The organism is Actinophytocola gossypii, from assembly GCF_025165815.1.
GTDB lineage: Bacteria > Actinomycetota > Actinomycetes > Mycobacteriales > Pseudonocardiaceae > Actinophytocola > Actinophytocola gossypii.
Genome location: NZ_JAFFZE010000021.1, coordinates 1 through 22316, shown reverse-complemented (window position 1 = coordinate 22316; position 22316 = coordinate 1). Strand labels below are relative to the sequence as shown.

Below are 22316 nucleotides of genomic sequence, written 5' to 3'. Positions count from 1 at the left end.
TGGGACACGAAGGCCTCCGGTTCGTGAAGCGGTTCCTCGACAGCTCCACTTCACAACCAGAGGCCTTCACCTGTCTGCACGACAGGCCGTCACACCCTCAACCCGAACAACGTCCCTGAACATCACACCTAGACCAGGTCCCAGGTCAGCGGGGTGCCCTTGGCGGCCGCGGTGCGGAAGCGGCGGCCGAGGACGGTCGGCAGCTCGGCCGGGGGCAGGCCACCGGCCGGGCGGATGGAGCGGACGTTGTCCCTGGTGACCTCGTCGCCCTCGGCCACGTCGGTCACCACGTACAGGGAGCGGCGGACGCGCAGGACCTCGCGCTCGCTCTCGGTAGGGCCGATGGCGCGGCGGCCGAGCGCCTGCCAGGCGCGCTCGGTCTCGGTGACCAGGGCGGCCAGTTCGGCCGGCTCCAGGGAGAAGTCGCTGTCCACGCCGCCGTCCGCGCGGGCCAGGGTCACGTGCTTCTCGATCGCGCACGCGCCGAGCGCCACCGCCGCGACCGGGACGCCGATGCCCATGGTGTGGTCGGACAGGCCGGGCACCACGTCGAAGGTGTCGGCCAGCAGCGGGATCCCGCGCAGGTTGGAGTCCGCCGGGTCGGCCGGGTAGGACGCCGTGCAGCCCAGCACGATCAGCTGCTCGTTGCCGGCCGCCCGCGCGGTGGCGACGGCGGCGTCGATCTCCGCGACGCTGGCCGTGCCGGTGGAGATGACCAGCGGCTTCCCGGTGCGGGCGCACAGGTCGATCAGCGGCAGGTCGACGATCTCGGCGGAGGCGATCTTGTACGCCGGCGCGTCCAGGGACTCGAGCAGGTCGACCGCGGTCGGGTCGAACGGGCTGGAGAACACGGTCAGGCCCAGCTCGTGCGCGCGGGCGAAGATCGGCGCGTGCCACTCCCACGGCGTGTGCGCCCGCTCGTACAGGCGGTAGAGGTTCTCCCCGCCCCACAGGCCGTGGTCGTCGGAGACCCGGAACGCGGGCAGGTCGACGTCGATGGTGATGGTGTCCGGCCGGTAGGTCTGCAGCTTGAGCGCCTGCGCCTCGGACGCGGCCACCGCCTCGACGATCGCCATGGCCCGGTCCAGGTCGCCGTTGTGGTTGCCGGACATCTCGGCGATCACGAACGGGCGGTGCCCCTGGCCGACGGTGTGCTTGCCGATACGGACCTCACGCATCGGCACAACGTAGCCCGGCGACGAGGAGCCGGACCATGCGGCGTGCGTCGTACCGGGGATCGGTACCCGCGGCGACGCACAGGTTCCCGACGCCGCGCATCAGCTCGATGGCCGCCACCTGGGCACGCACCTCGCCGGTGTCGCGGGCCGCGTCGAGCAGTTCGCCGACCACGGGTTCGAGGCGCTCGATGAAGTAGGCGTGCAGGGTGTCGAAGCCCGCCTTGTCCGAGCGCAGCACGTCCGCCAACCCGTGCTTGGTGACCAGGAAGTCCACGAACAGGTCGATCCACTCCGCCAGCGCGGCGTACGGGGTCGCCGCGGACGCCAGCAGCGCCGGCGCGGCCTCCGCGCACGCCTCGACCTGGTGCCGGTAGACGGCGATGATCAGGTCCGCCCTGGTCGGGAAGTGGCGGTAGATCGTGCCCATCCCGACGCCGGCCCGCGCCGCGATGTCCCGCACCGGGGCGTCCACGCCGGACGCGACGAAGACCGAGGCGGCCGCGTCGAGCAGCGCCTTCTCGTTGCGCCGGGCGTCCGCCCGCTTGGCCCGCCCAGCACCGGCGTCGCCCACGACACACTCCTCCCCTTGCTAAACGGAACAATGCTCCGTATCGTTAACGGAGCAACGTTCCGCTTCCTCATCATGCCAGAACAGGACACTTTCATGCAGTACCGCACCTTGGGCCGCACCGGTGTGCGGGTCAGCTCGCTCGCACTCGGCGCGATGAACTTCGGCCAGATCGGACGCACCGACCAGGACGAGGCCACCGCCATCGTCGACGCCGCGCTCGACGCCGGGATCAACGTCATCGACACCGCAGACTGGTACAGCCACGGCGAGTCGGAGCGGATGGTCGGCCGGGCCATCGCTGGCCACCGGGACGACATCGTGCTGGCCACCAAGGCGAACATGCCGATGAGCGACGAACCCAACCACCAGGGCAGCTCCCGCCGCTGGCTGCACCGCGAGCTGGACGCCAGCCTGCGCCGGCTCGGCGTCGACCACGTCGACCTCTACCAGATCCACCGCTGGGACCCGCTCACCAGCGACGAGGAGACCCTGTCCGCGCTGACCGACCTGCGACGCGCGGGCAAGATCCGCTACTTCGGCTCGTCGACCTTCCCCGCCTACCGGATCGTGCAGGCCCAGTGGACCGCCCGCGAGCACCACCTCGGCCGCTACGTCACCGAGCAGCCGAGCTACTCGATCCTCCAGCGCGGCATCGAGACCCACGTACTTCCGGTGACCCAGGAGTACGGGCTCGGCGTGCTGGCCTGGAGCCCGCTGGCCTCGGGCTGGCTGACCGGCGCGGTCCGCGCGGGCCGGGAGATCACCACCCACCGCTCGACCACGCTGCCGGAGCGCTTCGACCCCGCCGTTCCGGCCAACCGCGCCCGGCTCGACGCCGTCGAGCAGCTGGCCAAGGTCGCCGACGACGCCGGTCTGACCATGATCCAGCTCGCGCTCGGGTTCGTGACCGCGCACCCGGCCGTGACCAGCGCGCTCGTCGGCCCCCGCACGGTGAACCACCTGCACGCGCAGCTCGCCGCCGCCGACACCGTGCTCCCCGCCGACGTGCTCGACGCGATCGACTCGATCGTCGCGCCCGGCACCGACCTCGCGCCGGACGAGAAGCACGACACCCCGCCCGCGCTGCTCGACCCGACACTCCGGAGGCGCTAGATGGACACCCCCGGGTTCGGCATCATGACCGCCCCCATGCAGGTCGACTACGCCGACGTGCTGCGGGTCTGGCGGGAGGCGGACGCGATCCCCGAGATCGAGCACGCCTGGCTGTTCGACCACCTCATGCCGATCGGCGGCGACCCGAACGGCCCGATCCTCGAGGGCTGGACGCTGCTGTCCGCCCTCGCCGCGCACACCGAGCGGCTGCGGCTCGGCGTCATGGTGACCAGCAACCGGTTCCGGCCGCCCGCGGTACTGGCCAAGATCGCCACGACCGTCGACGTGGTCTCCGGTGGCCGGCTCGACTTCGGCATCGGCGTCGGCTCCCGACCGGACCACCCGCTGGCCCGCCGCGAGTACGCGGGCCACGGCCTGCCGTACCACGACACCGCGCACGCCGTCGGCAGTCTCGCCGAGTCCTGCACGGTGATCCGGCGACTGTGGACCGAGGAGGAACCCTTCGACTTCCAGGGGAAATACCACCGGCTCACCGGCGCGTTCGGCAACCCCAAGCCGGTCCAGCGCCCGCACCCGCCGATCCTGGTCGGCGGCCGCTCGTCGGCGACGCTGCGGGTGGCCGCCGAGCACGCCGACCTGTGGAACATCCCGGGCGGCGACCTCGACGACGTGGTGAAGCGCAGCGCCCTGCTGGACCGCTACTGCACCGAACTCGGCCGCGACCCGGCCTCGGTCACCCGCTCGATCCACCTGCCGGTGTCCTACGACCACCCCGGCCCCACCCTGGACGCGATCGGCGCGGCGGTCGACGCCGGCTTCCGGCACGTGGTCCTCGGGTTGCCGGCGCCCTACCCGGACGGCGTCGCGCGCTGGGTCGCCGACGAGCTCGTCACGCCCTCGAGCTAGGAGGCCCGCCAGAGCCCTTCGCCGTGCACGTCGGCGAGGAGGTCGCCGTAGATCAGCAGGCACGCCAGGCAGCGTTCACCCTCGTCGGTGCACGTGATCCTGGTGTTCGGCACGCAGTGCTCGCAGAGCGCCTCGCCGAAGTCGCGGTCGGCCTCCTCGTTGCCGAAGGCATGCACCCGATTGTCGTAGCCGGACAACCACCACTGAACGTCAACCATGGTCCCGGACCCCTTCACCCGCCTGTGTGATCTCAGGGTCACCCGAATGCCACGAAGACTGAACCGTTGAGTAGTGGATTTATCTGGTCAACATTTCACAGTTGAGCCGTAAACTGTGAATACCGGTAACACTCAGTTGTATACAATCTACTTTGGTGACTGAGCGCGATCTTCGAGCTTGCGCAGCCGGTCCTCGTACTGCGCGACCGCGGTCAGCCGGACCCGGATCTGGCTGTGCTCACGCCGGATCTCCTCGATCAGCGACCGCGACTCGTCGATCTCCGGGCGCTCCGCGGCCGGCACCGCGGCCAGCTTCTCGCGCAACGACTCCAGCTGCGACTCCTGCGCGGCGACCTGCGGGATGATCCGCTCCAGCTCGTTGGCCGTCCACCGCTGCCGCTTGTCCATGTCGGCGTAGCGCCGCTCCAGCTCGCCGAGCCTGCGGTGGTGCTCGCCCCTGGCCTCCTGCAGCTCCTTGAGCCGCTTGCGCAGCTCGCCGAGCGAACCACGCAGGTCGTGCAGCAGGCGGCTCTCCGCCGAGTTCGCGATCCGCCAGTCGACCATGCGGCCGACCCGGTCGGTGGCCTTCCGGCGCAGGCCGAGCACGGCGCGCAGCGGTCTGGCGAGGCGGTTGTCGTTCACGGTTGTTCTCTCTCCGGCAGGTTCAGCGCAGCAGGGTGGTGCGGCTGGTCTTCGTCCACGAGTCGAGCAGCCGCCCCTCGGCGGCGATCTGGTGCTCCGGGCCGACGATGCAGGAGTCGCCCGCGGCGTGCATCCAGGAGGTCTGGTTCGGGTCGTCGATGAACGAGAACCCGGTGAGGATCAGGTCCGCGTCCGGGTAGTTCGTGCGCGCGATCCAGGCGGCCATCGTGCCGGTGGTCGCCCAGGTGCCCTGCTCCCGGCTGGGCAGGCCGAGCGCGTCGGACAGCGGCAGCGTCACCTCGCGGTTGGACACCGGCACGAACCCGAGGTCCGGCGGCCACCAGCCGGGGATGATGTCCGGCTCCCAGTGCAGCCTGCCCGGCTCGACCATCAGGTACAGCCGGCGGCGGTAGTCCTCGAACACCCACTTCGTCGCGCGCAGTGCCCGGTTGAACACCACGACGTGCGTGCGACTGCCCACGGTGGGCGGACTGTCCGGCTCGTCGATCCGGAACCCGTTGACCCGGAACACCAGGTCGGCGGCGTCGACGGCCTTGGCGCGCTCGGTGTCCGGCGGCAACGGCTGGTTGCCGACGACGGCGACCGTTCGCGGCTGGGGGTGCTCGGCATAGACGTCGAGCAAGGAACGCAGCACACTCGGCTGCGGGGCGACGTCGACCATGACGGGACAAGTTACCAGCCCGACAGGGGGCCGAACGGGTGGACTTCCCCTGCGCAAGTACCACTTTTCCGACACCTGCGGCCGCTGCGGAAGCGCGTCGAGCCGCCGGTAGGCTCGACAGCCGTGCCAGCAACCAGCACGGCCGAGCAGGAGCAGGCCGCCACCTCGTCGCAAAAGTCGTCGACCCGTTCGTGGGCGAAGGCGTGGGAGGACATCACCCAGGGCTTCAGGCAGCGCGAGCTGTGGGGGCATCTCGGGTGGCAGGACATCAAGCAGCGGTACCGGCGGTCGATCATCGGCCCGCTGTGGATCACGCTGTCGATGGCCATCACCGCGGTCGGCCTTGGACTGCTGTACTCGCAGCTGTTCGGCGCGACGATCGGGACGTTCCTGCCGTACATCACGGTCGGGTTCATCGTGTGGAACTTCATGCTCGGGTGCCTCACCGAGGGCACCGAGACGTTCATCCGCAACGAGGGCCTGATCAAGCACCTGCCCGCGCCGCTGACGGTGTACGCGCTGCGCACGGTGTGGCGGCTGACGCTGATGTTCGCGCACAACCTGCTGGTCTACTTCGTCGTGGTGACCATCTTCTGGTCCGATCTGACCACCGCCGGCTACACCATCACCGAAGGCGAGCACGCCATCGCCCAGCCGGGCATCAGCTGGGCGATCCTGTACGCGATCCCGGCGTTCGTGCTGCTGGCGATCAACGGCGGGTGGGTGGCGATCCTGTTCGGCATCATCTCCACCCGCTACCGGGACATCCCGCCGGTCATCCAGAGCCTCACCCAGCTGATGTTCTTCATGACGCCGATCGTGTGGACGACCGACATCCTCTACCGGTTCGGCCCCGACGGCGAAGGCAGCTGGCGGGGGCTCGTGGCCAACCTCAATCCGCTGTACCACTACATCGAGATCCTGCGCGCGCCGCTGATCGGCAGCGTGCAGAGCTGGGTTCACTGGGTGGTGGTCGGTGCGTTTACCGTGGTGGGGTGGGGCCTGGCCCTCGTGGCCATGCGCAACTACCGTGCCCGGATCTCCTACTGGGTCTGAGTGAGGCGAAACGAACATGGTCAGCATCGACGTCTGGAACGCCTCGGTCGACTTCCCGATCTTCGACGCGAAGACGAGGTCGCTGAAGAAGGCGGTCCTCGGCAAGGTCGGCGGCAAGATCGGCACCGAGCAGAAGGTGCCCATCATCGAGGCACTGCACGACATCTCGCTCTCGCTCAAGGAGGGTGACCGGGTCGGCCTGGTCGGGCACAACGGCGCCGGCAAGTCCACGCTGCTGCGGCTGCTCGCCGGCATCTACGAGCCGACCAGGGGCTCGTCACGGATCGTCGGCAAGATCGCCCCGGTCTTCGACCTCGGGGTCGGCATGGACCCGGAGATCTCCGGGATCGAGAACATCATGATCCGCGGCCTGTTCCTCGGCATGACCCGCAAGCAGATGGAGAAGCGGGTCGACGACATCGCGGAGTTCACCGAGCTCGGCGACTACCTGCAGATGCCGCTGCGCACGTACTCGACCGGCATGCGGGTGCGGCTCGCGCTCGGCGTGGTCACCTCGATCGACCCGGAGATCCTGCTGCTCGACGAGGGCATCGGCGCGGTCGACGCGGCGTTCCTGAACAAGGCGCGGTCGCGGATGGTGGACCTGGTGAAGCGCTCCGGCATGCTGGTGTTCGCCTCGCACCAGGACGACCTGTTGTTCGAGCTGTGTAACACGGCGATCTGGATGGACGAGGGACAGGTCAAGAAGCACGGCTCCCTGCGTGAGGTCCTCACCGCCTACAAGGGCAAGGACCCGTACGAGCACCTCGACAAGGAGACGCTCGAACGGCTCGGCGAGTCGCCCGTCCTGACGACCAAGAGCGGCAAGATCTGATGAGCCTCCCGGAGCAGCTGCCGACGGATGCGGTGGTGGCCGTGGTGGTCACCCGGCACCGCCGGGAGCTGCTCGCCGACTCGCTGAAGATGATCGCGGCGCAGACGCGGCCGCCGGACCACCTGGTGGTGGTCGACAACGGCCCGGACGAGCCGGTGCGCGACATCGTCGAGTCGTGCCCGCTGCCGGCGACGTACCTGTCGTCCCGTCGCAACCTCGGCGGAGCGGGTGGCTTCGCCCTGGGCATGCTGCACGCCCTGGCCCTGGGCGCCGAGTGGGTGTGGTGCGCCGACGACGACGGCCGCCCGGCCGACGAGTCCGTCCTGGACACCCTCCTGTCGGAGGCGGTGTCGAGGAACCTCGCCGAGATCTCCCCCGTCGTGACGAACATCGAGACCCCGACGCGGCTGGCCTTCCCGCTGCGCCGGGGCCTGACCTGGAAGCGCAGTGCCGAGGAGCTGGGGACGGACTTCCTGCCCGGCATCGCGTCCCTGTTCAACGGCGCGTTGTTCCGCGCGTCCACCCTGGACGTGATCGGCGTCCCCGACTACCGCCTCTTCTTCCGCGGCGACGAGGTCGAGATCCACCGGCGGCTCGTCCGCTCCGGCCTCCCGTTCGGCACCTGCCTCCGGGCCGCGTACCTGCACCCGGACGGCTCCGACGAGTTCAAGCCGATGCTGGGTGGGCGCCTGCACGCCCAGGACCCGCAGAGCGAGGTGAAGCGGTACTACACGTACCGGAACCGCGGGTACCTGCTGTCCCAGCCGGGGCTGCGGAAGATCGGGATGCTCGAGGTCCTGCGCTTCGGCCTGTACTTCATCGGCACCAAGCGCGACCCGAAGGCGTTCGTCCAGTGGCTGCGCCTGTGCCGCCAGGGCCGCAAGGAACGCTTCTTCCGCTTCTGACCCGAGCGACCAAACGAAGACGTACCTGTCAGGAGCACGCTGGTGGCGCAGCCTCGACCGCGCGGCCGCCCGCCAGGCTGGCCGGTTCCTGCTCACCGGATCAGCTCACGTGCTCGGGCTGCGCGACCTGCCGCATCGTGCTCTACACCGGCGGACAGACCCTGCCGTTCGGGTCCCCGGTTCCGCGCCGTACCCGTCAGCGCGCTCTGGGAGACCGCACCCGGCTGATTCCGGTCACCTGCGGCGGCGCCAGCGGCGGCCGGCGATCGGGGGTGGGGTGGTCACGGTGGGCCTTCTCGCGAGCCAGGTGGCGGTCCAGTCGCCGGGTGGGCGGGACAGATCGCGGCAGATCGCGGTGGCGAGCTGCTCGGGGGTTCGCCGGCGCCACGGGGTGTCGACGAAGATCTGGTACTCGTAGCCGAGCCGCAGGGCGACCCGGAACGTCGTGGGGTCGCGGTGGTCGTTGGCGACCCACGTGGGGTGCAGGTCGCTGGCGAGCAGGTGATCGTGGTCCAGGCCGGTCAGCACGAGCCGGCCCGCCGTGCGCTCGGGTGTCTCCCACGTGTGGTCGGCGGCGACCCTGGCGACCTCGCGGTCGTAGTCCACCGCGGGGAAGGTCACGCCGCGGTCCATCGGGACCTCGTACGACCAGTCCCAGTGCACCCGGTCGCCGTCGCGAGTGATGGTCACTTCGGTGCCGCCGCAGCCGTGGTCGCCGCAGACGCAGCGGGCGAACGGAACGGTGTGCGGTTCGGTCGGTGCCGCCAGCCGGTTCGTGGGCACGAGCAGGTCGTACGGGTCCATTCCCAGTCCCGCCGCCCCGACCGAGGTCGGCTCGACACCGTCGACGTGGGCGAGCACCTGGAACCCACGGACCGGATCGCCGGCGGGCGCCACCGACAGGCGCAGGGCACTGACGCCCGACCTGCGTGCGATTCCGCCGCCCGCCGTCACGACGGAGCCGTTGGGGAGCGTGCCGGGTGCGGGGATGTCCAGTTCCTCGAATGTTCGGGCGACCAGCTCCTGGACGTCCCACCTATAGTCGCGCGCGGACGCCCCGGCCAGCTCGCGCAGGGTCGGCGAGTCAACGCCGTCGACCAGGGCGGCGCAGGCCGCGTCGATGAGGTCGGCCTGGTGGCCCCAGTCCGCGTCCCAGCGTGTCGCGGCCTCGTACAGCCGTTGCTCGGGAGACTCGGTCACGTGCCCATCCTGCCCGGGGCGGGGTCGGCGTGCGGGGAATTTCCGGCGGCGGTGAACCGGTCGGAAGGCGTGCTCGTGTCAGGGGTACCCACAGGGCGCTGTGGACAACGAACGCTTCTGTGGACAACCCTCGCTACGTGGGTGATCTCCGCGTGGTTCAGTTTCGGCGCGGAATGTGAGCAAGTTCCGGGCTTACTTGTCCGGGGATTTCCCCGGGAATACAGTGCTGGCCCACACGCAGTTCTCACATTCCCGACGGATGTGCGCGCAGAGCATCTGGTCAGGGCATGGCAAGGAGGGTCATGGCCGGCATGCTCAGAATCACGCGCGCCTTTTCGGTGCTGGCGGGGAGCGCGGTGGCGCTGGTCGCCGCCGCCGGTTCCGCCGGTGCGGATTCCGCGTCGGGGGTGGTGGACCACGGCGCGGACGTCGCCGGGTACGCGGTCGATGTCGGGGACGGGGTGTTCGGGGACCTCGCCACCTCACTCATCGGATTCCGGCTCGACGACGGCACCGTGCTCGGCGTGTACTGCGTCGAGATCAGCACCGAGATCGACGACACCCAGGAAATGGTCGAACAGCCCTGGGAGGAGTTCCCGGACGCCGCAACGCCGTTCGCGCGGAACCAGGATCGGATCAACTGGGTGCTGCACAACGGATTCCCCGTCCGCGAACCGGCCGCGCTCACCGAGGCGCTCGCCGGCGTCCAGCTGAACGGCGGGATCGACGAGCGGGAGGCCGTCACCGCCACCCAGGCCGCGGTCTGGCACTTCAGCGACGGCACCGACCTCGACCGCGAGGACCCGCTGCCGAACGAGGGCGACGCCGCGGACGCCGACGTGCTCGCCCTCTACGACTTCCTCACCGGCGAGGACAACGTCGGCATCGGGGAGCAGCCGCCGGCCGCGCTCTCGATCGAGCCGGACGACCTCACCGGCGCGCCGGGCGACCGGATCGGGCCGTTCACCGTCGACACCTCGGGCACCATCGCCGACGTCGCCGCGAACCTGCCGGACGGGGTCCAGCTCACCGACGCCGACGGCAACCCGCTCGACGCCGCCCAGGTCCAGGACGGCACCGAGCTGTTCGTGACCGTCCCGGCGGACACCGCCGACGGGCGGGGCACGGTCGAGGTGACCGCCGAGACCGTCGTGGACACCGGGCGCCTGTTCGTCGGCCGGAACTACGACGAGGCGCCGACCCAGTCCCTGATCGTGGCCAGGGCCAGCGAGTCCCAGGTCACCGCGACCGCCACCGCCAACTGGACCGGCACCGACGTCGCCCCGGCCGCACAGGGCAGGGCCGAGGACAGCGGCGGCCTGGGCGACCTCGCCGAGACCGGCGCCTCGATCCTCGGCCCGGTGCTGCTCGGTGCCGTGCTCGTCGGCGCCGGCATCGTCTCCGTGCTGTTCGTGCGCAACCGCCGTCAGGTCTGACCGGCCGGCCCTGGGCGGGTCCGCTCTCAGCGGATCCGCTCAGGGTGAACCCAGGTTGCCGGGCGGGGCCGTTCGGGTGTGGGCTCGAACCATGACTGATCCGAAACGCGCCCTCGTCCTGCACCTGTCCAACGGCGGCGAACCGCTCGTCTTCGCCCTCGCCGAGGACGCGGCCAAGGACCTCGAGGCCCGCCTGCCCGAGCTGCTCGGCGACGGCCGGGTGCACGCCCCCGCCCTCGCCGACGGCACCAGGGTGACCGTCAACTTCGCGCACGTGGTCACCGCGCACCTCGACGAGCTGCCCCCGCTCGCCCGGGTCTACGGCAGCGGCCAGGCCGCCCGGCACGGCTTCGCCTGAGCCGAGGCCTACCGCCCGCGGAGACCGTCGAGGAGGTACGTGGTCCGGCGGTCGTAGCCGGCCCGGTCCGGGCGGGCGCCGTACTTGAGGGCGAGCGCGTTGTCATGCACGAGCGCGTGCAGGTCGTCCGAGGTGAACTCGGGCCGCAGCGTGCCGGCGGCATGGCCGGCCGCGATGAGTTCGTCGTTGATCCGGAGTTCGCGGCCCGGCTGACGCTCACCATGTTCCAGGCCACCCGAGGCGGCTACTTCGCCGGACACCACCCGCTGCTGGGCGAACTACTCGACCGCGCACCGCGCGGTGCCGCCGACCAACTGGCGGCTACCCGAAGTTGAGGTTCCCGACCGGTCGAGATCCCGGACCCTCCCCGCCGGGACGGGTACCCCGGACGCTGGGACCCATGAGACGCATCGTCCTCGCCGCGGCTGTGCTCGCGACCCTGTTCATCGCCCCGGCCACCGCTACCGCCGCATCCGACTGCGGGACCACCGCCGGCCAGTGGCTCGGTACGTTCCTCGGCACCGAGACCGACACCCACAACGGCGAGACATACACGACCGAGGGACACCTCGAGATCACCGAGGGGCCGGTGGTGAGCTACCTCGACCCGTACCCCAGCGGCAATCCCACGGCCGGCTGGACACCGGACAGCTCACCGGACCTGGTGGACGGCACGCCGTCCTGGTCGGTCAGCTTCCGCGAGTACTTCCCGTTCAAGGGGACATACCTCGAGGACCGGGACTACACGGTGAACCAGGTGACCTGCTCCGGTGGCCAGGTCAGCGCGTTCAACGGCACGTTCCTGAAGACCACGAGCTGGCACGACAGCCGCACCGAGCGGACCGAGTCGTTCACCGTCAGCCGGTAACTAGGCGCGCTCCCGGAAAACCACTGTCCGCAGCATCACGAAGTTGATCGCGGTCGCGGTGCCCTGCGCGATCGCCCAGGCCAGCGCGATCCTCCAGCCGGCCGGCGGCAGCAGGGTCAGCAGCAGCGCGTTCGTGCCCACGTTGACGAAGAACGTCACCGTGTAGAGCAGCGCGAACCCGCCCAACTGGCCCGCGCCGCCGGTCCGGCCGGCGGCGAAGGTGTACCGGCGGTTCAGGAAGAACGCGGTCGTGGTGCCGGCGACGAAGCTCAGCGCCTTCGCCAGGTGCACCCACAGGTCCAGCGCCAGCAGCCCCTGGTACACCCCGAAGTCCACCAGCGCGCAGAACCCGCCGATGAGCACGAAGCGCGCGAGCTGGTTGACCAGCCCGATCCTCGGCACATCCGCCTCCGCCGTCGTGACCACGAGACGCGAGTCTAGAGACCGGCGCCCGGCCCCGTACTCTCGCCTGCGTGAAGCCAGGACATGACGAGCTGGCCAGGCTCACCGGCTGGGGACGAACCGCACCGACCGCCGCGCACGTGGTCCGCACCGCGGACGTCGACGCGATCGCCACCGTGGTCCGCGAGGCGGGTGACCGGGGCGTGATCGCCCGCGGGCTGGGGCGCAGCTACGGCGACCCGTCGCAGAACGCCGGCGGGGTCGTGGTCGACCTGACCGCGCTCGACCGGATCCACCGGGTCGACGCCGACGCCGGCCTGGTCGAGGTGGACGCCGGGGTCTCGCTCGACACGCTGATGCGCACGCTGCTGCCGTTCGGCCTGTGGCTGCCGGTGCTGCCCGGCACCCGGCAGGTCACCGTCGGCGGCGCGATCGGCAGCGACATCCACGGCAAGGCCCACCACGTCGAGGGCAGCTTCGGCGACCACGTGCGGTCGATGGACCTGCTCACCGCCGACGGCGAGGTGCACACGCTGACCCCCGACGGGGACGGCCGCGAGCTGTTCTGGGCGACCGTCGGCGGCATGGGCCTGACCGGGATCGTGCTGCGCGCGACCCTGCACCTGAACCACGTGGAGACCGCGTACTTCCTCGTCGACACCGACCAGGTCGGCGACCTCGACGAGCTGATGGCCCGCCAGTCCGTCGACGACGAGTCCTATGTGGAGTCGGTGTCCTGGTTCGACGCGGTGACCACCGGCCAGAACCTGGGCCGCGGCATCCTCACCCGCGCCAACCACGCCCGGCTGGACGACCTGCCGAAGAAGTACCGCAAGGCGCCGCTGAAGTTCGACGCGCCGCAGCTGGTGACCGTCCCGGACGTGTTCCCGCCCGGCATGCTGAACAAGCTCACCGCCCGGATCTTCAGCGAGCTCTGGTACCGCAAGTCCCCCACCCGGCACGGCGCGGTGCAGAACATCACCCAGTTCCTGCACCCGTTGGACATCATCGGCGAGTGGAACCGCGGCTACGGCCCGCACGGATTCCTGCAGTACCAGTTCGTCGTCCCGTTCGAGGCCGAGCACGTGATCCGGCGGACCGTCGAGGCGGTCACCGAGGCCGGGCACGTGTCGGTGCTGAACGTGCTCAAGCGCTTCGGCGAGGGCAACCCGGCCCCGCTGTCGTTCCCGATGCCCGGCTGGACGCTGTGCCTGGACCTGCCGATCCGCGCCGGCCTGCACGAGCTGTGCGAGGAGCTCGACGAGCTGGTGCTGGCCGCCGGCGGGCGGCACTACCTCGCCAAGGAGTCCCGGGCCACGCCCGAGACCGTCCAGCGGGGCTACCCGCGCATCGACGAGTGGCGCAAGGTGCGCGCCGCCGTCGACCCCCACGGTGTTTTCGCCTCTGACATGTCGAGAAGGTTGAGCTTGTGATTGACGCTGTCGGCAACCCCCAGTCGCTGCTGCTGCTCGGCGGCACCTCGGAGATCGGCCTCGCGGTCGCGTTGAAGTACGCCGCGCGCAGGCCGCTGCGGGTGGTGCTCGCCGCCCGCCCGTCCGAACGGCTCGACGCCGCGGCCGAGCGGCTGCGCGCGGCCGGCGCCACGGTGTCCACCGTCGAGTTCGACGCCAAGGACACCGACTCGCACCCGTCCGTGCTGGACAAGGCGTTCGCCGACGGCGACCTCGACGTCACGGTCGTCGCGTTCGGACTGCTCGGCGACGCGGAGCAGGCCTGGCAGGACCACGCGCGCGCGGTCGAGCTGGCGCGGGTGAACTACACCGCCGCCGTGTCGGTCGGCGTCGCGCTGGCCGAGCGGCTGCGCCGGCAGGGCCACGGTCGGGTGGTCGCGCTGTCGTCGGTGGCCGGCGAGCGGGTGCGGCGGTCGAACTTCGTGTACGGCTCGACGAAGGCCGGCATGGACGGCTTCTACCTGGGGCTCGGCGAGGCGCTGCGCGGCGAGGGCATCACCGTCACCGTGGTGCGCCCCGGGTTCGTGCACACGAAGATGACCGAGGGCATGAAGGCCGCGCCGCTGGCGATCAACGCCGACCAGGTCGCCGACGTGGTCGTGGACGCCGTGCACAAGCGCAAGGAACTGGTCTGGGCCCCGGCGGCCTGGCGCGTCGTGATGTCGGTGCTCCGGCACGTCCCGCGCGTCATCTTCCGCCGCCTCCCCATCTGAGGGCAGGATGACGTCGTGAGCACCCCTACGCCAGAGGAGTGGCTGGCGAACTTCAACTCCACCATCGCCGACATCCAGGCGAAGACCGCCGAGTTCCAGGCGAACCTGGAGCAGTCCGGCACCACCGAGTCCTCCCCGGACGGGTCGATCTCGGTGTCGGTGGCACCCAACGGCTCGCTCACCGACCTGCGGATCGACGAGTCCGCCTGGCGCGGCAGCGGTGCCGAGCTGGCCGGCAAGATCATGGCGCTGGCCCGCAAGGCGCAGCGCGCGGCCGCGGTCAACGTGGCCGAGGCGTTCGCCCCGCTCGGCGCGGACAGCGAGGCCATGCACATGGTCACCGGTTACATCCCCGAGGACGAGCCGGCCGAGCCGGAGCAGGGCGCCGGGTACGCGTTCACCGAGGAGCCCGACGAGACGCCGCCACCCACTCCACCTCGGGCGGAACCGCCGGGCCGTCCCAGCCGTCCACCTCACCGGGCCGATGACGATGACGACGACTTCGGTGACGACCAGATCTTCGGGGACCGGGACCGGTAGCGGGAGGCACGCGTGACCACGGCGACATCCGGAGCGGGCATCGTCGACACCTACGCGGGGCTGGTCGGCGCGATCACCAGCGACGCCGAGTCCGAGGGCGAACAGGTCGTCGACGTCGCCCTCAGCGCGACCGGCGCGGTGATCGACACGATCGGGTTCGCCGTCGACCCGTTCGGCGCGATCGTCAGCGCGGGCGTCGGCTGGCTGCTCGAACACGTGTCGTTCCTGCGCGAGCCACTCGACGCGCTGCTCGGCAACCCGGACGAGATCAACGCGAACACCGACGCGCTCAAGTCGGCGGCGCTGGAGATGAAGACGCTCGCCCAGGAGCACCGCCAGGACCTGTCGACGATCGCCGAGTGGGGCGGCCAGGCCGCCGACAGCTACAAGCAGAGCCTGACCAGGATGGCCGAGGAGCTGGAGTCGATGGGCCACACCCTCGACGGCACCGCGGCCGTGGTCGGCATCTCCGGGATGCTGGTGGTGACCCTGCGCGGGATCGTGTTCGGCATCATCTCCTCGCTGATCACCGAGCTGATCCGGTACGCGCTGATCGCCGCGGCCTCCGCCGCGGTCACCTTCGGCGGCTCGATCGCCGCGTTCTGCGGGGTGGCCGGGGCCCGCGCGGCCGCGACCGCGGCCCGGATCAGCGGCAAGATCAGCAAGCTGCTCGGCGGACTCACCCGCCAGGCCGGCCGCCTCGGCGACCTGGCCCGCGCGATGCAGGACCTGGCCGACGGCCTCGACCGGTTCGCCATGGCCGGTGACCTGGCGTTCGGCACGTACCAGGCGGCCAAGCCGTACAGCATGTCAGAAGAGGGCCAGCCGGCATGACCCCGCGCCGACCCCGTGGCGGCTCGGACGGCGGCCGCCCCAGCGACACCCCCAGCAACCACGGCGACGACGGCAGCCCGCCCACCACCGGCGGCTCCGGCGGTGACGGTGTCCACGTCGATCCGGACTCCATCGACGGCATGGCCGGGCGCCTGGGCAACACCGGCGGCCGGGTCGACTCGGTCGGCTCCACGCTCGACGGCATCAACGTCGGCCCGCAGAGCATGGGCATCGTCGGCTCGACGTTCACCGGGGCCGCGCAGCAGCACGTGCGGAACGCGCGCGAGCAGGTCACCCGCACCCGCGAGGCCGTGCGGAACGCCCAGGACGGCACCCGCCAGACCGCGCAGACCTACCGGGACACCGACGCCGCCAACGCCAGTGACCTGTCGAGCATCGACACCGACCCCGGGACGCCCACGCCGCCCACCGGCTCCACCACGCCCAGCGGCACCGACCAGGGCGGCTCGACCAGCCCGTCCGGAACCAGCCCGCCGCCGCAGACCAGCACCCCGCCGGGCGACTCCCCCGGCGGCGACCAGCCGGGTGGCGGTCAACCGGTTTCCCCGCCGCCCAGCCGCCCCACCGGACCCCACGCACCGCTGACCCCGGAGCAGCAGGCCGACCTCGGCCGGCAGCGCACCGAGCTGGAGCAGAACAACCAGCAGCGGTTCGACGAGCTGAAGCGGGACCCGGACCACAACAACAAGGTCAACAAGAACTCGATGGAGGAGGCCCGCACCGCGCTGGACCTGGAACGGCGCGGCGAGGAGGGCTTCGGCGACGGCGGCTACCGCCGGCCGGACGGTCCAGGACAGGGCGAGTTCATCGACTCGAACGGCCGGCACTGGGACATCAAGGGCATTCATTCGGACTGGCCGCCGGGCGTCCCGGAGCAGGTCAGGAACAGCAGACCGTTCCCGAACGCCTACAGTGAGCAGGACTTCCGGGACACTCTCACCGACCAGTTCGGCAAGGGTCGCGGCGTGATCGTGGACACGCGCAACGCCGACCAGGCCGCCATCGACAACATGCGGGAAGTAGTCGAAAGGGAGGGCTGGGGTGACAACGTCATCTGGTACCCGTAGCGCGTGGCGTCCGATCGTGTGGCCGCCCGATGAGGCCACCGCCGCCGCGCTGCGGACCTGGCTCGAGGGCGACATCGAGGAGGACTTCTACGGCCTCGACCTGGACTTCTCCGGCGCCGATCTCTCGGGTGGCGACCTGCTGGAAACCTGGCTGTCCGGTTCGAGGTTCACCGGCACGCTGCTCCGCAGCACCACGTTCGTACGCGCGCACCTGGAGGAGGCCGACCTCACCGGCGCCGACCTGGCCGGCGCGAACCTGGCCCGGGCCGAGGCCAAGAAGGCCGTGTTCCGCGACGCAAGGCTGCTCGGCGCGAACCTCACCGCCGGCGTCTTCCGCGAGGCGGACTTCCGCGGCGCCGACCTCACCGCCGCGACCCTGGGCGACGCGACCCTCTCCGCCGCGACCCTGGCCGGCGCGAACCTGACCAACGCGACCGCGAACCGGCTGACCCTGCGCGAGACCGTGCTCGACTCGGCCGAGGTCACTGGGTTCTCGGGTTCGGTCATCGGCCCGATCTCGGTGGTCTTCCGCGGCGAACGTTCGCTGCTCGACGACTCCGACCTGGAGCAGTGGTTCGCCGCTCGCGGGGCATCGATCACCCGCTTCCATGCCGAGAAGTCGTGACCCCGCGCACCCGCCGCCCCGTCGTCCGGCGGTGACCGGGCCGACGTCGATCCGGACTCCATCGACGGCATGGCCGGCCGCCTCGGCAACCCGTTCAAACAGCTGGTCCGGAACAACTTCAACGAAGCCGAGTACGCCGGGGGCGAACGGGCCATGCAGCGGATGTCCGAGGACCCCGCGCCCGGCGAAGCACCGGGAGTCGGCCGGCTCATCCAGGCGGAACCGTAGACTCGCGCGGGCCAGAGCGCTGGTGGAGATCGAGTCGGGCACGATGATGAGCAAGACCATGCACCACGCGACCGGCGAGCACACCGTGGAGGTAGACCATCTGCCCGCTGATGAGCGCCCATGGCTTCGGCAGGCTGCCGGCCAGATCGAGCAGCGCCGGCCAGAGCGTCTCGTCTCTGCGGTCAGCCAGTGGTGGCAGGCGAACGGTGCCCAGGTGGCGTGTCATCGTCCCCTGCCGACCTCTGCGAGAAGTTGGCGTGCCGCGCGTACCGAACGCTCGTCCCCGGCGTCGAGCAGGTCAGCGGCCACCGCTGCCGGCGGTGCGAAACCACGGTGCGCCTCGCTGAAGGCCAGCACCGGCGAGTGCCGGGGCACGCGAATCAGCACGTTCGGCTCTCGTGGATCGAGTCTGATCCGCTTCGCCCCCACGAGTTCGTGGAAGCGGTCCGCGTCCACGTACAGCTCGACTTCGTCACGGCCCGCCTGCAGGTCCAGCCCGTAGTGCCGTGCGGCTCGCACGCCACTCGCGGCGGCCTGCTCATCGGCCTTCAGGCGCGCGAGCGGGCCCGGCAGCATCCGAGCCCGGTGCACCTCGGCGCGGTTGCTCAACAGCTGGGGCCACTTCTCCACCGGTCGACTTCGCGCGTACTTGGCCAACCGGCTCTGTTCCGCCGGAGACACCCATGACGCCCGGTACCCACTCAACCGCCACAGGAGGGCCCACGCCATCCGGGGCGACAGCGGGCGTCCAGGGCTCGGCCGTACGACGTTCACCCGGTGATGGAGCGAGTCGGCATCGATGAGCAGCTCACGTCCCGGTTGTTCCGCGCGCAGGCGACCACTGTGCACCAGCTCACGGACCCGAGCCGCCGACACGTTCAGCTCACGCGCGGCTTGCGGGACCGACAGCAGGTTGAGCGCCATGGGTACAGTTTACACAAATAGCGATACCAGCCCGTCATTTGTGTATATCGGCGCAGGTCAGACGAACGCTGAGACGGCCACGCAGGCCACCCACGAGACGCCGAGGACCTGGAGGACTCGGTCGCGGAGGGCGATTTCCTCCGGTTCGCCGGCGTTGCCCTGGTCCACGTCGACGGCGTAGCGCAGGACGGCGATCACGAACGGGATGATCGAGATGACCGTCCACACCGATGTTCCGGCGGCGCTCTGGCGGATCTCGAAGGCCCACAGGGCGTACGTCATGATCATGATCGCCGCCGAGGTGGCCCAGACGAAGCGCAGGTAGCTCGCCGAGTACTTCGAGAGGGACGCGCGGATCTTCGCCCCGGTGCGCTCGTACAGGACGATCTCGGCGTACCGCTTGCCGGACACCATGAACAGCGAGCCGAACGCCGTCACCAGCAGGAACCACTGGGACAGCGGCAGACCGGCCGCCGCGCCGCCGGCGATCGCGCGGAGGAGGAAGCCGGAGGCGACGATGCAGAGGTCGATGACGGGCTGGTGCTTGAGCCCCAGGCAGTAGCCCAACTGGACCGCGGCGTAGACGCCGATCACCACCAGCAGGCGCCAGCTCGAGACCAGGGACACGGCGAACGACGCCAGGAACAGCACTACCGAGATGCCGTACGCGACCCCGACCGGGACGGCGCCGGCGGCGATGGGGCGGTTTCGCTTGGTCGGGTGCGCGCGGTCGGCTTCCACGTCGATCGCGTCGTTGACCAGGTACACCGCAGACGCGACCAGGCAGAACGCCATGAAAGCCACACCGGCGTCGAACACGACCTCGGGGTGGAACACCGGGTTGGCCGCGTACGCCGCGAACGGCGCGGCCAGCACCAGGACGTTCTTCACCCACTGCCTCGGCCGTGCGGTGCGGATGACGCCCCGCACCAGCCCACCGGCCGGTCCGGGTGACACCGTCTCCCCGGGAGCGCTCTCCGCGGTGCTGCTCACCGGGAGCGTCTCCGGGTGCGCAGGCCGCGGCGGACCAGGCCGCCCACCGCGGCACCCAGCGCGGAGCCGGCCAGTACGTCGGTCGGGTAGTGGACGCCGAGCACCAGCCGGGAGACCAGCATCGGCGGCACCACGGCGGGGACCAGGTTCCGGCCGGTCAGGCCCGTGTAGATGACCGCCGCCGCGGTGGTGGACGTGGCGTGCGAGGACGGGAACGACAACGAGCTCGGCGTGCTCACCCGCACCTCGACGGACTCGTCGATCGGGCGCTGCCGCCGCACCACCCGCTTGACCGCGATGGACGCGGCGTGCGCGGCCACCACCCCACCGGCGCCGATCAGCCAGTCGCGGCGGCGGCCTCGATCCACGACCGCGCCGACGAGGCCGGCGGCGAACCAACCGGCCGCGTGCTCGCCGAACAGGGACATGCCGCGGGCGGCCCGCACCACCGGCGGCTGACTGAGTGTCTGCTGGACGCGGGCCAGCGCGGTGATCTCGACCGAGCGGCGGGGCTCGGGGGGTGGGCTGCCCGGCTCGGCCCGGGACTGCTCGGGCGGCGGAGCCTCCGGGCCGGGAGCCTTGTGCGGCTCGCCGGGCCAGACCTGGACGGGCCGGGCAGTCGCCATCAGACGTCCAGGGAGCCGTCGAGCGGGACGCCGTCGGTCAGGTGCGGGGCGACCTTGTTGTCGAACACCGACAGCGCCGACCCGATCGCCATGTGCATGTCGAGGTACTTGTAGGTACCCAGCCGCCCGCCGAAGATCAGGTTGCGCTCCTTGGCCTCGACCTTCGCCAGCTCCCGGTAGGTCTCCAGCTTCGCCCGGTTCTCCGGGGTGTTGATCGGGTAGTACGGCTCGTCGTCGTCACCCGCGAACCGGGAGAACTCGCGGAACACCACCGTCTTGTCGTTCGGGTAGTGCTTGCGCTCCGGGTGGAAGTGCCGGAACTCGATGATCCGCGTGTACGGGACCTCTTCGTCGTTGTAGTTGACCACCGAGGTGCCCTGGAAGTCGCCGGTCCCGACGACCTCGGACTCGAAGTCGACGGTGCGCCAGGTGAACTTGCCGGCCGAGTAGTCGAAGTAGCGGTCCAGCGGGCCCGTGTAGACCGTCGGGGTGCCGGCGGGGATCTGGTCGCGGACGTCGAAGTAGTCCACGTTCAGCCGGATCTCGATGTTCTCGTGCTCGGCCATCTTCTCGAGCCACGCGGTGTAGCCGTCGACCGGCAGGCCCTCGTAGGTGTCGTTGAAGTACCGGTTGTCGAAGTTGTAGCGGACCGGCAGGCGCGTGATGATGTTCGCGCCCAGGTTCTTCGGGTCGGTCTCCCACTGCTTGGCCGTGTAGCCGCGGATGAACGCCTCGTAGAGCGGGCGGCCGATCAGCGAGATCGCCTTCTCCTCCACGTTCCGCGCCGCCGCGGTGTCGAACTCCGACGCCTGCTTGGCGATCAGCTCGCGCGCCTCGTCCGGGGTGTGCGACTTGCCGAAGAACTGGTTGATCAGCGCCAGGTTCATCGGGAACGAGTAGACCTGGTCCCGGCACTTGGCGAACACGCGGTGCTGGTAGTTCGTGAACTCGGTGAACTGGTTGACGTAGTCCCACACCCGCTTGTTGGACGTGTGGAACAGGTGCGCCCCGTACTTGTGCACCTCGATACCGGTCTCGGGGTCGGGCTCGGAGTAGGCGTTGCCGCCGATGTGCGGGCGGCGCTCCAGCACCAGGACCCGCTTGCCGAGTTGGGTGGCGACCCGCTCCGCGATGGTCAGGCCGAAGAACCCGGAGCCGACGACCACCAGGTCGTAGCCGGTGTAGGACTCAGTGTGGTTTGCAGGCGCGCTCACGGGGCCCGAGGGTACCTGGGGGTCACACCTACCCGGCACGCACGTCCTGCGCAAGCTCCTTGTTCAGGCTCACCCGGACGAGGGCCGCGGAGAAGCGGGCGAGATCGTTCCCCGGCACCAGCTTCGCGAGCTTGTCGGCGTCACCGGGCAGGCCGATCCTCTTCGCGCCGTCGAGGGTCTTCCGGTCCAGGTGGGGGCGCAGTTCCGGCCAGACCGCCTGGGCCTCGCGGCAGAAGATGTCGACGCCGACCGGGCCGAGTTTCGGTGTTTCGCGCAAACGCTTGCGCAAGTTGTCGCCGCGCCATTTGCGGACGTCGCCCGCGTAGTTGTCGAGCAGCAGCTCGGCGCCGTCGCCCAGGGCGGTCGCGGTGGACTCGTCGTAGCGGACGTAGTGCCCCCGGCCGAGCGCGTCGACCCGTTGCTGCCAGGTCGCGTCGAGCATCCTGCGCGGGGTGCGCAAGCCCGCCTTGGACAGTTCGCGGGCCGCGGCGACGGCGATGTCGGCCGAGATCCTGGCGGAGAGCAGCACGCTGAGCACCAGCAACCGGTACAGCGGTGACGGCTTGTCGGCGAGCGTGATGCCGGCCTCGTCGGCGTAGGTGCGGCCGGCGCGGTCGAGCAGGGTGCGCACGGTGTCCTTCTGGGTGGCCATGAAGCTGGCGTACCCGGCCCGGACGTGCGAGAACCTCCGCGCTCCCCAACGCGGAGGTTCTCGCACCCCTACCCTG

Annotated in this window: 28 protein-coding genes; 15 read left to right on the top strand and 13 right to left on the bottom strand. The window is 70.5% G+C overall.

Annotated features, from left to right (window positions below; translation table 11 throughout):
- Window positions 1-128: 128 nt before the first annotated feature.
- Together pseI and JT362_RS26935 are read right to left on the bottom strand one after the other, a co-directional pair.
- Window positions 129-1178: a pseudaminic acid synthase gene (gene pseI, locus JT362_RS26940; protein WP_260194584.1), complete on the bottom strand. Its 1050-nt coding sequence runs from the start codon at window positions 1176-1178 to the stop codon at window positions 129-131.
- The gene (locus tag JT362_RS26935; RefSeq protein ID WP_260194583.1) at window positions 1171-1749 is read right to left on the bottom strand and encodes a TetR/AcrR family transcriptional regulator; all 579 of its coding nucleotides are present in this window, start codon (window positions 1747-1749) and stop codon (window positions 1171-1173) included. The genes pseI and JT362_RS26935 overlap by 8 nt, the downstream gene beginning before the upstream one ends.
- Window positions 1750-1842: 93 nt before the next feature.
- On the opposite strand from JT362_RS26935, the gene JT362_RS26930 reads away from it, so the two are divergent.
- Together JT362_RS26930 and JT362_RS26925 are read left to right on the top strand one after the other, a co-directional pair.
- Window positions 1843-2862, top strand: a complete 1020-nt coding sequence (locus tag JT362_RS26930) for an aldo/keto reductase (protein WP_260194581.1) — start codon at window positions 1843-1845, stop codon at window positions 2860-2862.
- A complete protein-coding gene (locus tag JT362_RS26925; protein WP_260194580.1) occupies window positions 2863-3729 on the top strand; it encodes an LLM class flavin-dependent oxidoreductase in 867 nt (288 codons plus the stop codon).
- Here JT362_RS26925 and JT362_RS26920 read toward each other — a convergent pair.
- The 3 genes from JT362_RS26920 to JT362_RS26910 all read right to left on the bottom strand — a co-directional run bounded on the left by JT362_RS26920 (window position 3726) and on the right by JT362_RS26910 (window position 5241).
- Window positions 3726-3947, bottom strand: coding sequence for a hypothetical protein (locus JT362_RS26920; RefSeq protein ID WP_260194579.1), 222 nt, complete (start codon window positions 3945-3947; stop codon window positions 3726-3728). The genes JT362_RS26925 and JT362_RS26920 overlap by 4 nt on opposite strands.
- A 147-nt stretch (window positions 3948-4094) precedes the next feature.
- On the bottom strand, window positions 4095-4589 hold the full coding sequence (locus JT362_RS26915; protein ID WP_260194578.1) for a hypothetical protein: 495 nt from the start codon (window positions 4587-4589) through the stop codon (window positions 4095-4097).
- 22 nt (window positions 4590-4611) lie between these two features.
- Window positions 4612-5241 (bottom strand): glycosyltransferase family 29 protein, encoded by a 630-nt coding sequence (locus JT362_RS26910; RefSeq protein WP_260194586.1) that lies wholly within the window; start codon window positions 5239-5241, stop codon window positions 4612-4614.
- Window positions 5242-5394: 153 nt separating this feature from the next.
- On the opposite strand from JT362_RS26910, the gene wzm reads away from it, so the two are divergent.
- The 3 genes from wzm to glfT1 are packed head-to-tail and all read left to right on the top strand — an operon-like array spanning window position 5395 to window position 8067.
- Entirely contained in the window at window positions 5395-6327 is a 933-nt protein-coding gene (gene wzm, locus JT362_RS26905) for a galactan export ABC transporter permease subunit Wzm/RfbD (protein WP_260194577.1), read from the top strand.
- 16 nt (window positions 6328-6343) lie between these two features.
- Complete coding sequence (gene wzt, locus JT362_RS26900; protein WP_260194576.1) at window positions 6344-7162, top strand: galactan export ABC transporter ATP-binding subunit Wzt/RfbE; 819 nt, start codon at window positions 6344-6346, stop codon at window positions 7160-7162.
- Window positions 7162-8067, top strand: coding sequence for a galactofuranosyltransferase GlfT1 (glfT1, locus tag JT362_RS26895; protein ID WP_260194575.1), 906 nt, complete (start codon window positions 7162-7164; stop codon window positions 8065-8067). The genes wzt and glfT1 overlap by 1 nt, the downstream gene beginning before the upstream one ends.
- Before the next feature lie 234 nt (window positions 8068-8301).
- Here glfT1 and JT362_RS26890 read toward each other — a convergent pair whose 3' ends face one another.
- Window positions 8302-9267: a hypothetical protein gene (locus JT362_RS26890; protein ID WP_260194574.1), complete on the bottom strand. Its 966-nt coding sequence runs from the start codon at window positions 9265-9267 to the stop codon at window positions 8302-8304.
- A 311-nt stretch (window positions 9268-9578) separates the two neighbouring features.
- On the opposite strand from JT362_RS26890, the gene JT362_RS26885 reads away from it, so the two are divergent.
- Both JT362_RS26885 and JT362_RS26880 read left to right on the top strand, forming a co-directional pair.
- Window positions 9579-10703 carry a thioester domain-containing protein gene (locus JT362_RS26885; protein ID WP_260194573.1) on the top strand — a complete coding sequence of 375 codons (1125 nt, stop codon included), beginning with the start codon at window positions 9579-9581 and terminating at the stop codon, window positions 10701-10703.
- Window positions 10704-10794: 91 nt separating this feature from the next.
- Complete coding sequence (locus JT362_RS26880; protein WP_260194571.1) at window positions 10795-11061, top strand: hypothetical protein; 267 nt, start codon at window positions 10795-10797, stop codon at window positions 11059-11061.
- An 8-nt stretch (window positions 11062-11069) separates the two neighbouring features.
- On the opposite strand, the gene JT362_RS26875 is transcribed toward JT362_RS26880, so the two are convergent.
- A complete protein-coding gene (locus JT362_RS26875; RefSeq protein WP_260194570.1) occupies window positions 11070-11321 on the bottom strand; it encodes a hypothetical protein in 252 nt (83 codons plus the stop codon).
- 140 nt (window positions 11322-11461) lie between these two features.
- Between JT362_RS26875 and JT362_RS26870 the strand changes: the two genes are divergently transcribed.
- The gene (locus JT362_RS26870) at window positions 11462-11929 is read left to right on the top strand and encodes a hypothetical protein (protein ID WP_260194569.1); all 468 of its coding nucleotides are present in this window, start codon (window positions 11462-11464) and stop codon (window positions 11927-11929) included.
- Here the strand turns inward: JT362_RS26870 and JT362_RS26865 are convergent, their stop codons facing one another.
- Window positions 11930-12355 (bottom strand): GtrA family protein, encoded by a 426-nt coding sequence (locus tag JT362_RS26865; protein ID WP_260194568.1) that lies wholly within the window; start codon window positions 12353-12355, stop codon window positions 11930-11932.
- A 47-nt stretch (window positions 12356-12402) separates the two neighbouring features.
- Here JT362_RS26865 and dprE1 point away from each other — a divergent pair, with 47 nt between their 5' ends.
- The 7 genes from dprE1 (at window position 12403) to JT362_RS26830 (ending at window position 17831) form a co-directional block, all read left to right on the top strand.
- Window positions 12403-13764, top strand: coding sequence for a decaprenylphosphoryl-beta-D-ribose oxidase (gene dprE1 / locus JT362_RS26860; RefSeq protein WP_260194567.1), 1362 nt, complete (start codon window positions 12403-12405; stop codon window positions 13762-13764).
- Window positions 13761-14516: a decaprenylphospho-beta-D-erythro-pentofuranosid-2-ulose 2-reductase gene (dprE2, locus tag JT362_RS26855; RefSeq protein ID WP_260194566.1), complete on the top strand. Its 756-nt coding sequence runs from the start codon at window positions 13761-13763 to the stop codon at window positions 14514-14516. Before dprE1 ends, dprE2 begins: the two co-directional genes overlap by 4 nt.
- A gap of 15 nt (window positions 14517-14531) precedes the next feature.
- Entirely contained in the window at window positions 14532-15056 is a 525-nt protein-coding gene (locus JT362_RS26850; protein WP_260194565.1) for a YbaB/EbfC family nucleoid-associated protein, read from the top strand.
- A gap of 12 nt (window positions 15057-15068) precedes the next feature.
- Window positions 15069-15890, top strand: coding sequence for a WXG100 family type VII secretion target (locus tag JT362_RS26845; protein WP_260194564.1), 822 nt, complete (start codon window positions 15069-15071; stop codon window positions 15888-15890).
- Window positions 15887-16978 carry a WXG100 family type VII secretion target gene (locus JT362_RS26840; RefSeq protein WP_260194563.1) on the top strand — a complete coding sequence of 364 codons (1092 nt, stop codon included), beginning with the start codon at window positions 15887-15889 and terminating at the stop codon, window positions 16976-16978. Before JT362_RS26845 ends, JT362_RS26840 begins: the two co-directional genes overlap by 4 nt.
- Before the next feature lie 16 nt (window positions 16979-16994).
- Entirely contained in the window at window positions 16995-17603 is a 609-nt protein-coding gene (locus JT362_RS26835) for a pentapeptide repeat-containing protein (protein ID WP_260194562.1), read from the top strand.
- A gap of 69 nt (window positions 17604-17672) precedes the next feature.
- Window positions 17673-17831: a hypothetical protein gene (locus JT362_RS26830; RefSeq protein ID WP_260194561.1), complete on the top strand. Its 159-nt coding sequence runs from the start codon at window positions 17673-17675 to the stop codon at window positions 17829-17831.
- A 222-nt stretch (window positions 17832-18053) separates the two neighbouring features.
- Here the strand turns inward: JT362_RS26830 and JT362_RS26825 are convergent, their stop codons facing one another.
- The 5 genes from JT362_RS26825 to JT362_RS26805 are packed head-to-tail and all read right to left on the bottom strand — an operon-like array spanning window position 18054 to window position 22240.
- Window positions 18054-18755, bottom strand: a complete 702-nt coding sequence (locus tag JT362_RS26825) for an excisionase family DNA-binding protein (RefSeq protein ID WP_260194560.1) — start codon at window positions 18753-18755, stop codon at window positions 18054-18056.
- A 57-nt stretch (window positions 18756-18812) separates the two neighbouring features.
- On the bottom strand, window positions 18813-19748 hold the full coding sequence (locus JT362_RS26820; protein ID WP_375546566.1) for a decaprenyl-phosphate phosphoribosyltransferase: 936 nt from the start codon (window positions 19746-19748) through the stop codon (window positions 18813-18815).
- On the bottom strand, window positions 19745-20374 hold the full coding sequence (locus JT362_RS26815; RefSeq protein WP_260194559.1) for a phosphatase PAP2 family protein: 630 nt from the start codon (window positions 20372-20374) through the stop codon (window positions 19745-19747). Before JT362_RS26815 ends, JT362_RS26820 begins: the two co-directional genes overlap by 4 nt.
- Window positions 20374-21588: a UDP-galactopyranose mutase gene (gene glf / locus JT362_RS26810; protein ID WP_260194558.1), complete on the bottom strand. Its 1215-nt coding sequence runs from the start codon at window positions 21586-21588 to the stop codon at window positions 20374-20376. Before glf ends, JT362_RS26815 begins: the two co-directional genes overlap by 1 nt.
- Before the next feature lie 28 nt (window positions 21589-21616).
- Entirely contained in the window at window positions 21617-22240 is a 624-nt protein-coding gene (locus JT362_RS26805) for an endonuclease (protein ID WP_260194557.1), read from the bottom strand.
- Window positions 22241-22316: the final 76 nt, after the last annotated feature.

Excerpts from the sequence above, each read along its gene's own strand:
- glfT1 (WP_260194575.1), top strand. The coding sequence starts at position 7,162 with ATGAGCCTCCCGGAGCAGCTGCCGACGGATGCGGTGGTGGCCGTGGTG.
- JT362_RS26880 (WP_260194571.1), top strand. The coding sequence starts at position 10,795 with ATGACTGATCCGAAACGCGCCCTCGTCCTGCACCTGTCCAACGGCGGC.
- JT362_RS26930 (WP_260194581.1), top strand. The coding sequence starts at position 1,843 with ATGCAGTACCGCACCTTGGGCCGCACCGGTGTGCGGGTCAGCTCGCTC.
- JT362_RS26825 (WP_260194560.1), bottom strand. The coding sequence starts at position 18,755 with ATGGCGCTCAACCTGCTGTCGGTCCCGCAAGCCGCGCGTGAGCTGAAC.
- JT362_RS26840 (WP_260194563.1), top strand. The coding sequence starts at position 15,887 with ATGACCCCGCGCCGACCCCGTGGCGGCTCGGACGGCGGCCGCCCCAGC.
- wzt (WP_260194576.1), top strand. The coding sequence starts at position 6,344 with ATGGTCAGCATCGACGTCTGGAACGCCTCGGTCGACTTCCCGATCTTC.
- pseI (WP_260194584.1), bottom strand. The coding sequence starts at position 1,178 with ATGCGTGAGGTCCGTATCGGCAAGCACACCGTCGGCCAGGGGCACCGC.
- JT362_RS26925 (WP_260194580.1), top strand. The coding sequence starts at position 2,863 with ATGGACACCCCCGGGTTCGGCATCATGACCGCCCCCATGCAGGTCGAC.
- JT362_RS26830 (WP_260194561.1), top strand. The coding sequence starts at position 17,673 with ATGGCCGGCCGCCTCGGCAACCCGTTCAAACAGCTGGTCCGGAACAAC.
- JT362_RS26805 (WP_260194557.1), bottom strand. The coding sequence starts at position 22,240 with ATGGCCACCCAGAAGGACACCGTGCGCACCCTGCTCGACCGCGCCGGC.
- JT362_RS26920 (WP_260194579.1), bottom strand. The coding sequence starts at position 3,947 with ATGGTTGACGTTCAGTGGTGGTTGTCCGGCTACGACAATCGGGTGCAT.
- JT362_RS26885 (WP_260194573.1), top strand. The coding sequence starts at position 9,579 with ATGCTCAGAATCACGCGCGCCTTTTCGGTGCTGGCGGGGAGCGCGGTG.
- JT362_RS26815 (WP_260194559.1), bottom strand. The coding sequence starts at position 20,374 with ATGGCGACTGCCCGGCCCGTCCAGGTCTGGCCCGGCGAGCCGCACAAG.
- JT362_RS26870 (WP_260194569.1), top strand. The coding sequence starts at position 11,462 with ATGAGACGCATCGTCCTCGCCGCGGCTGTGCTCGCGACCCTGTTCATC.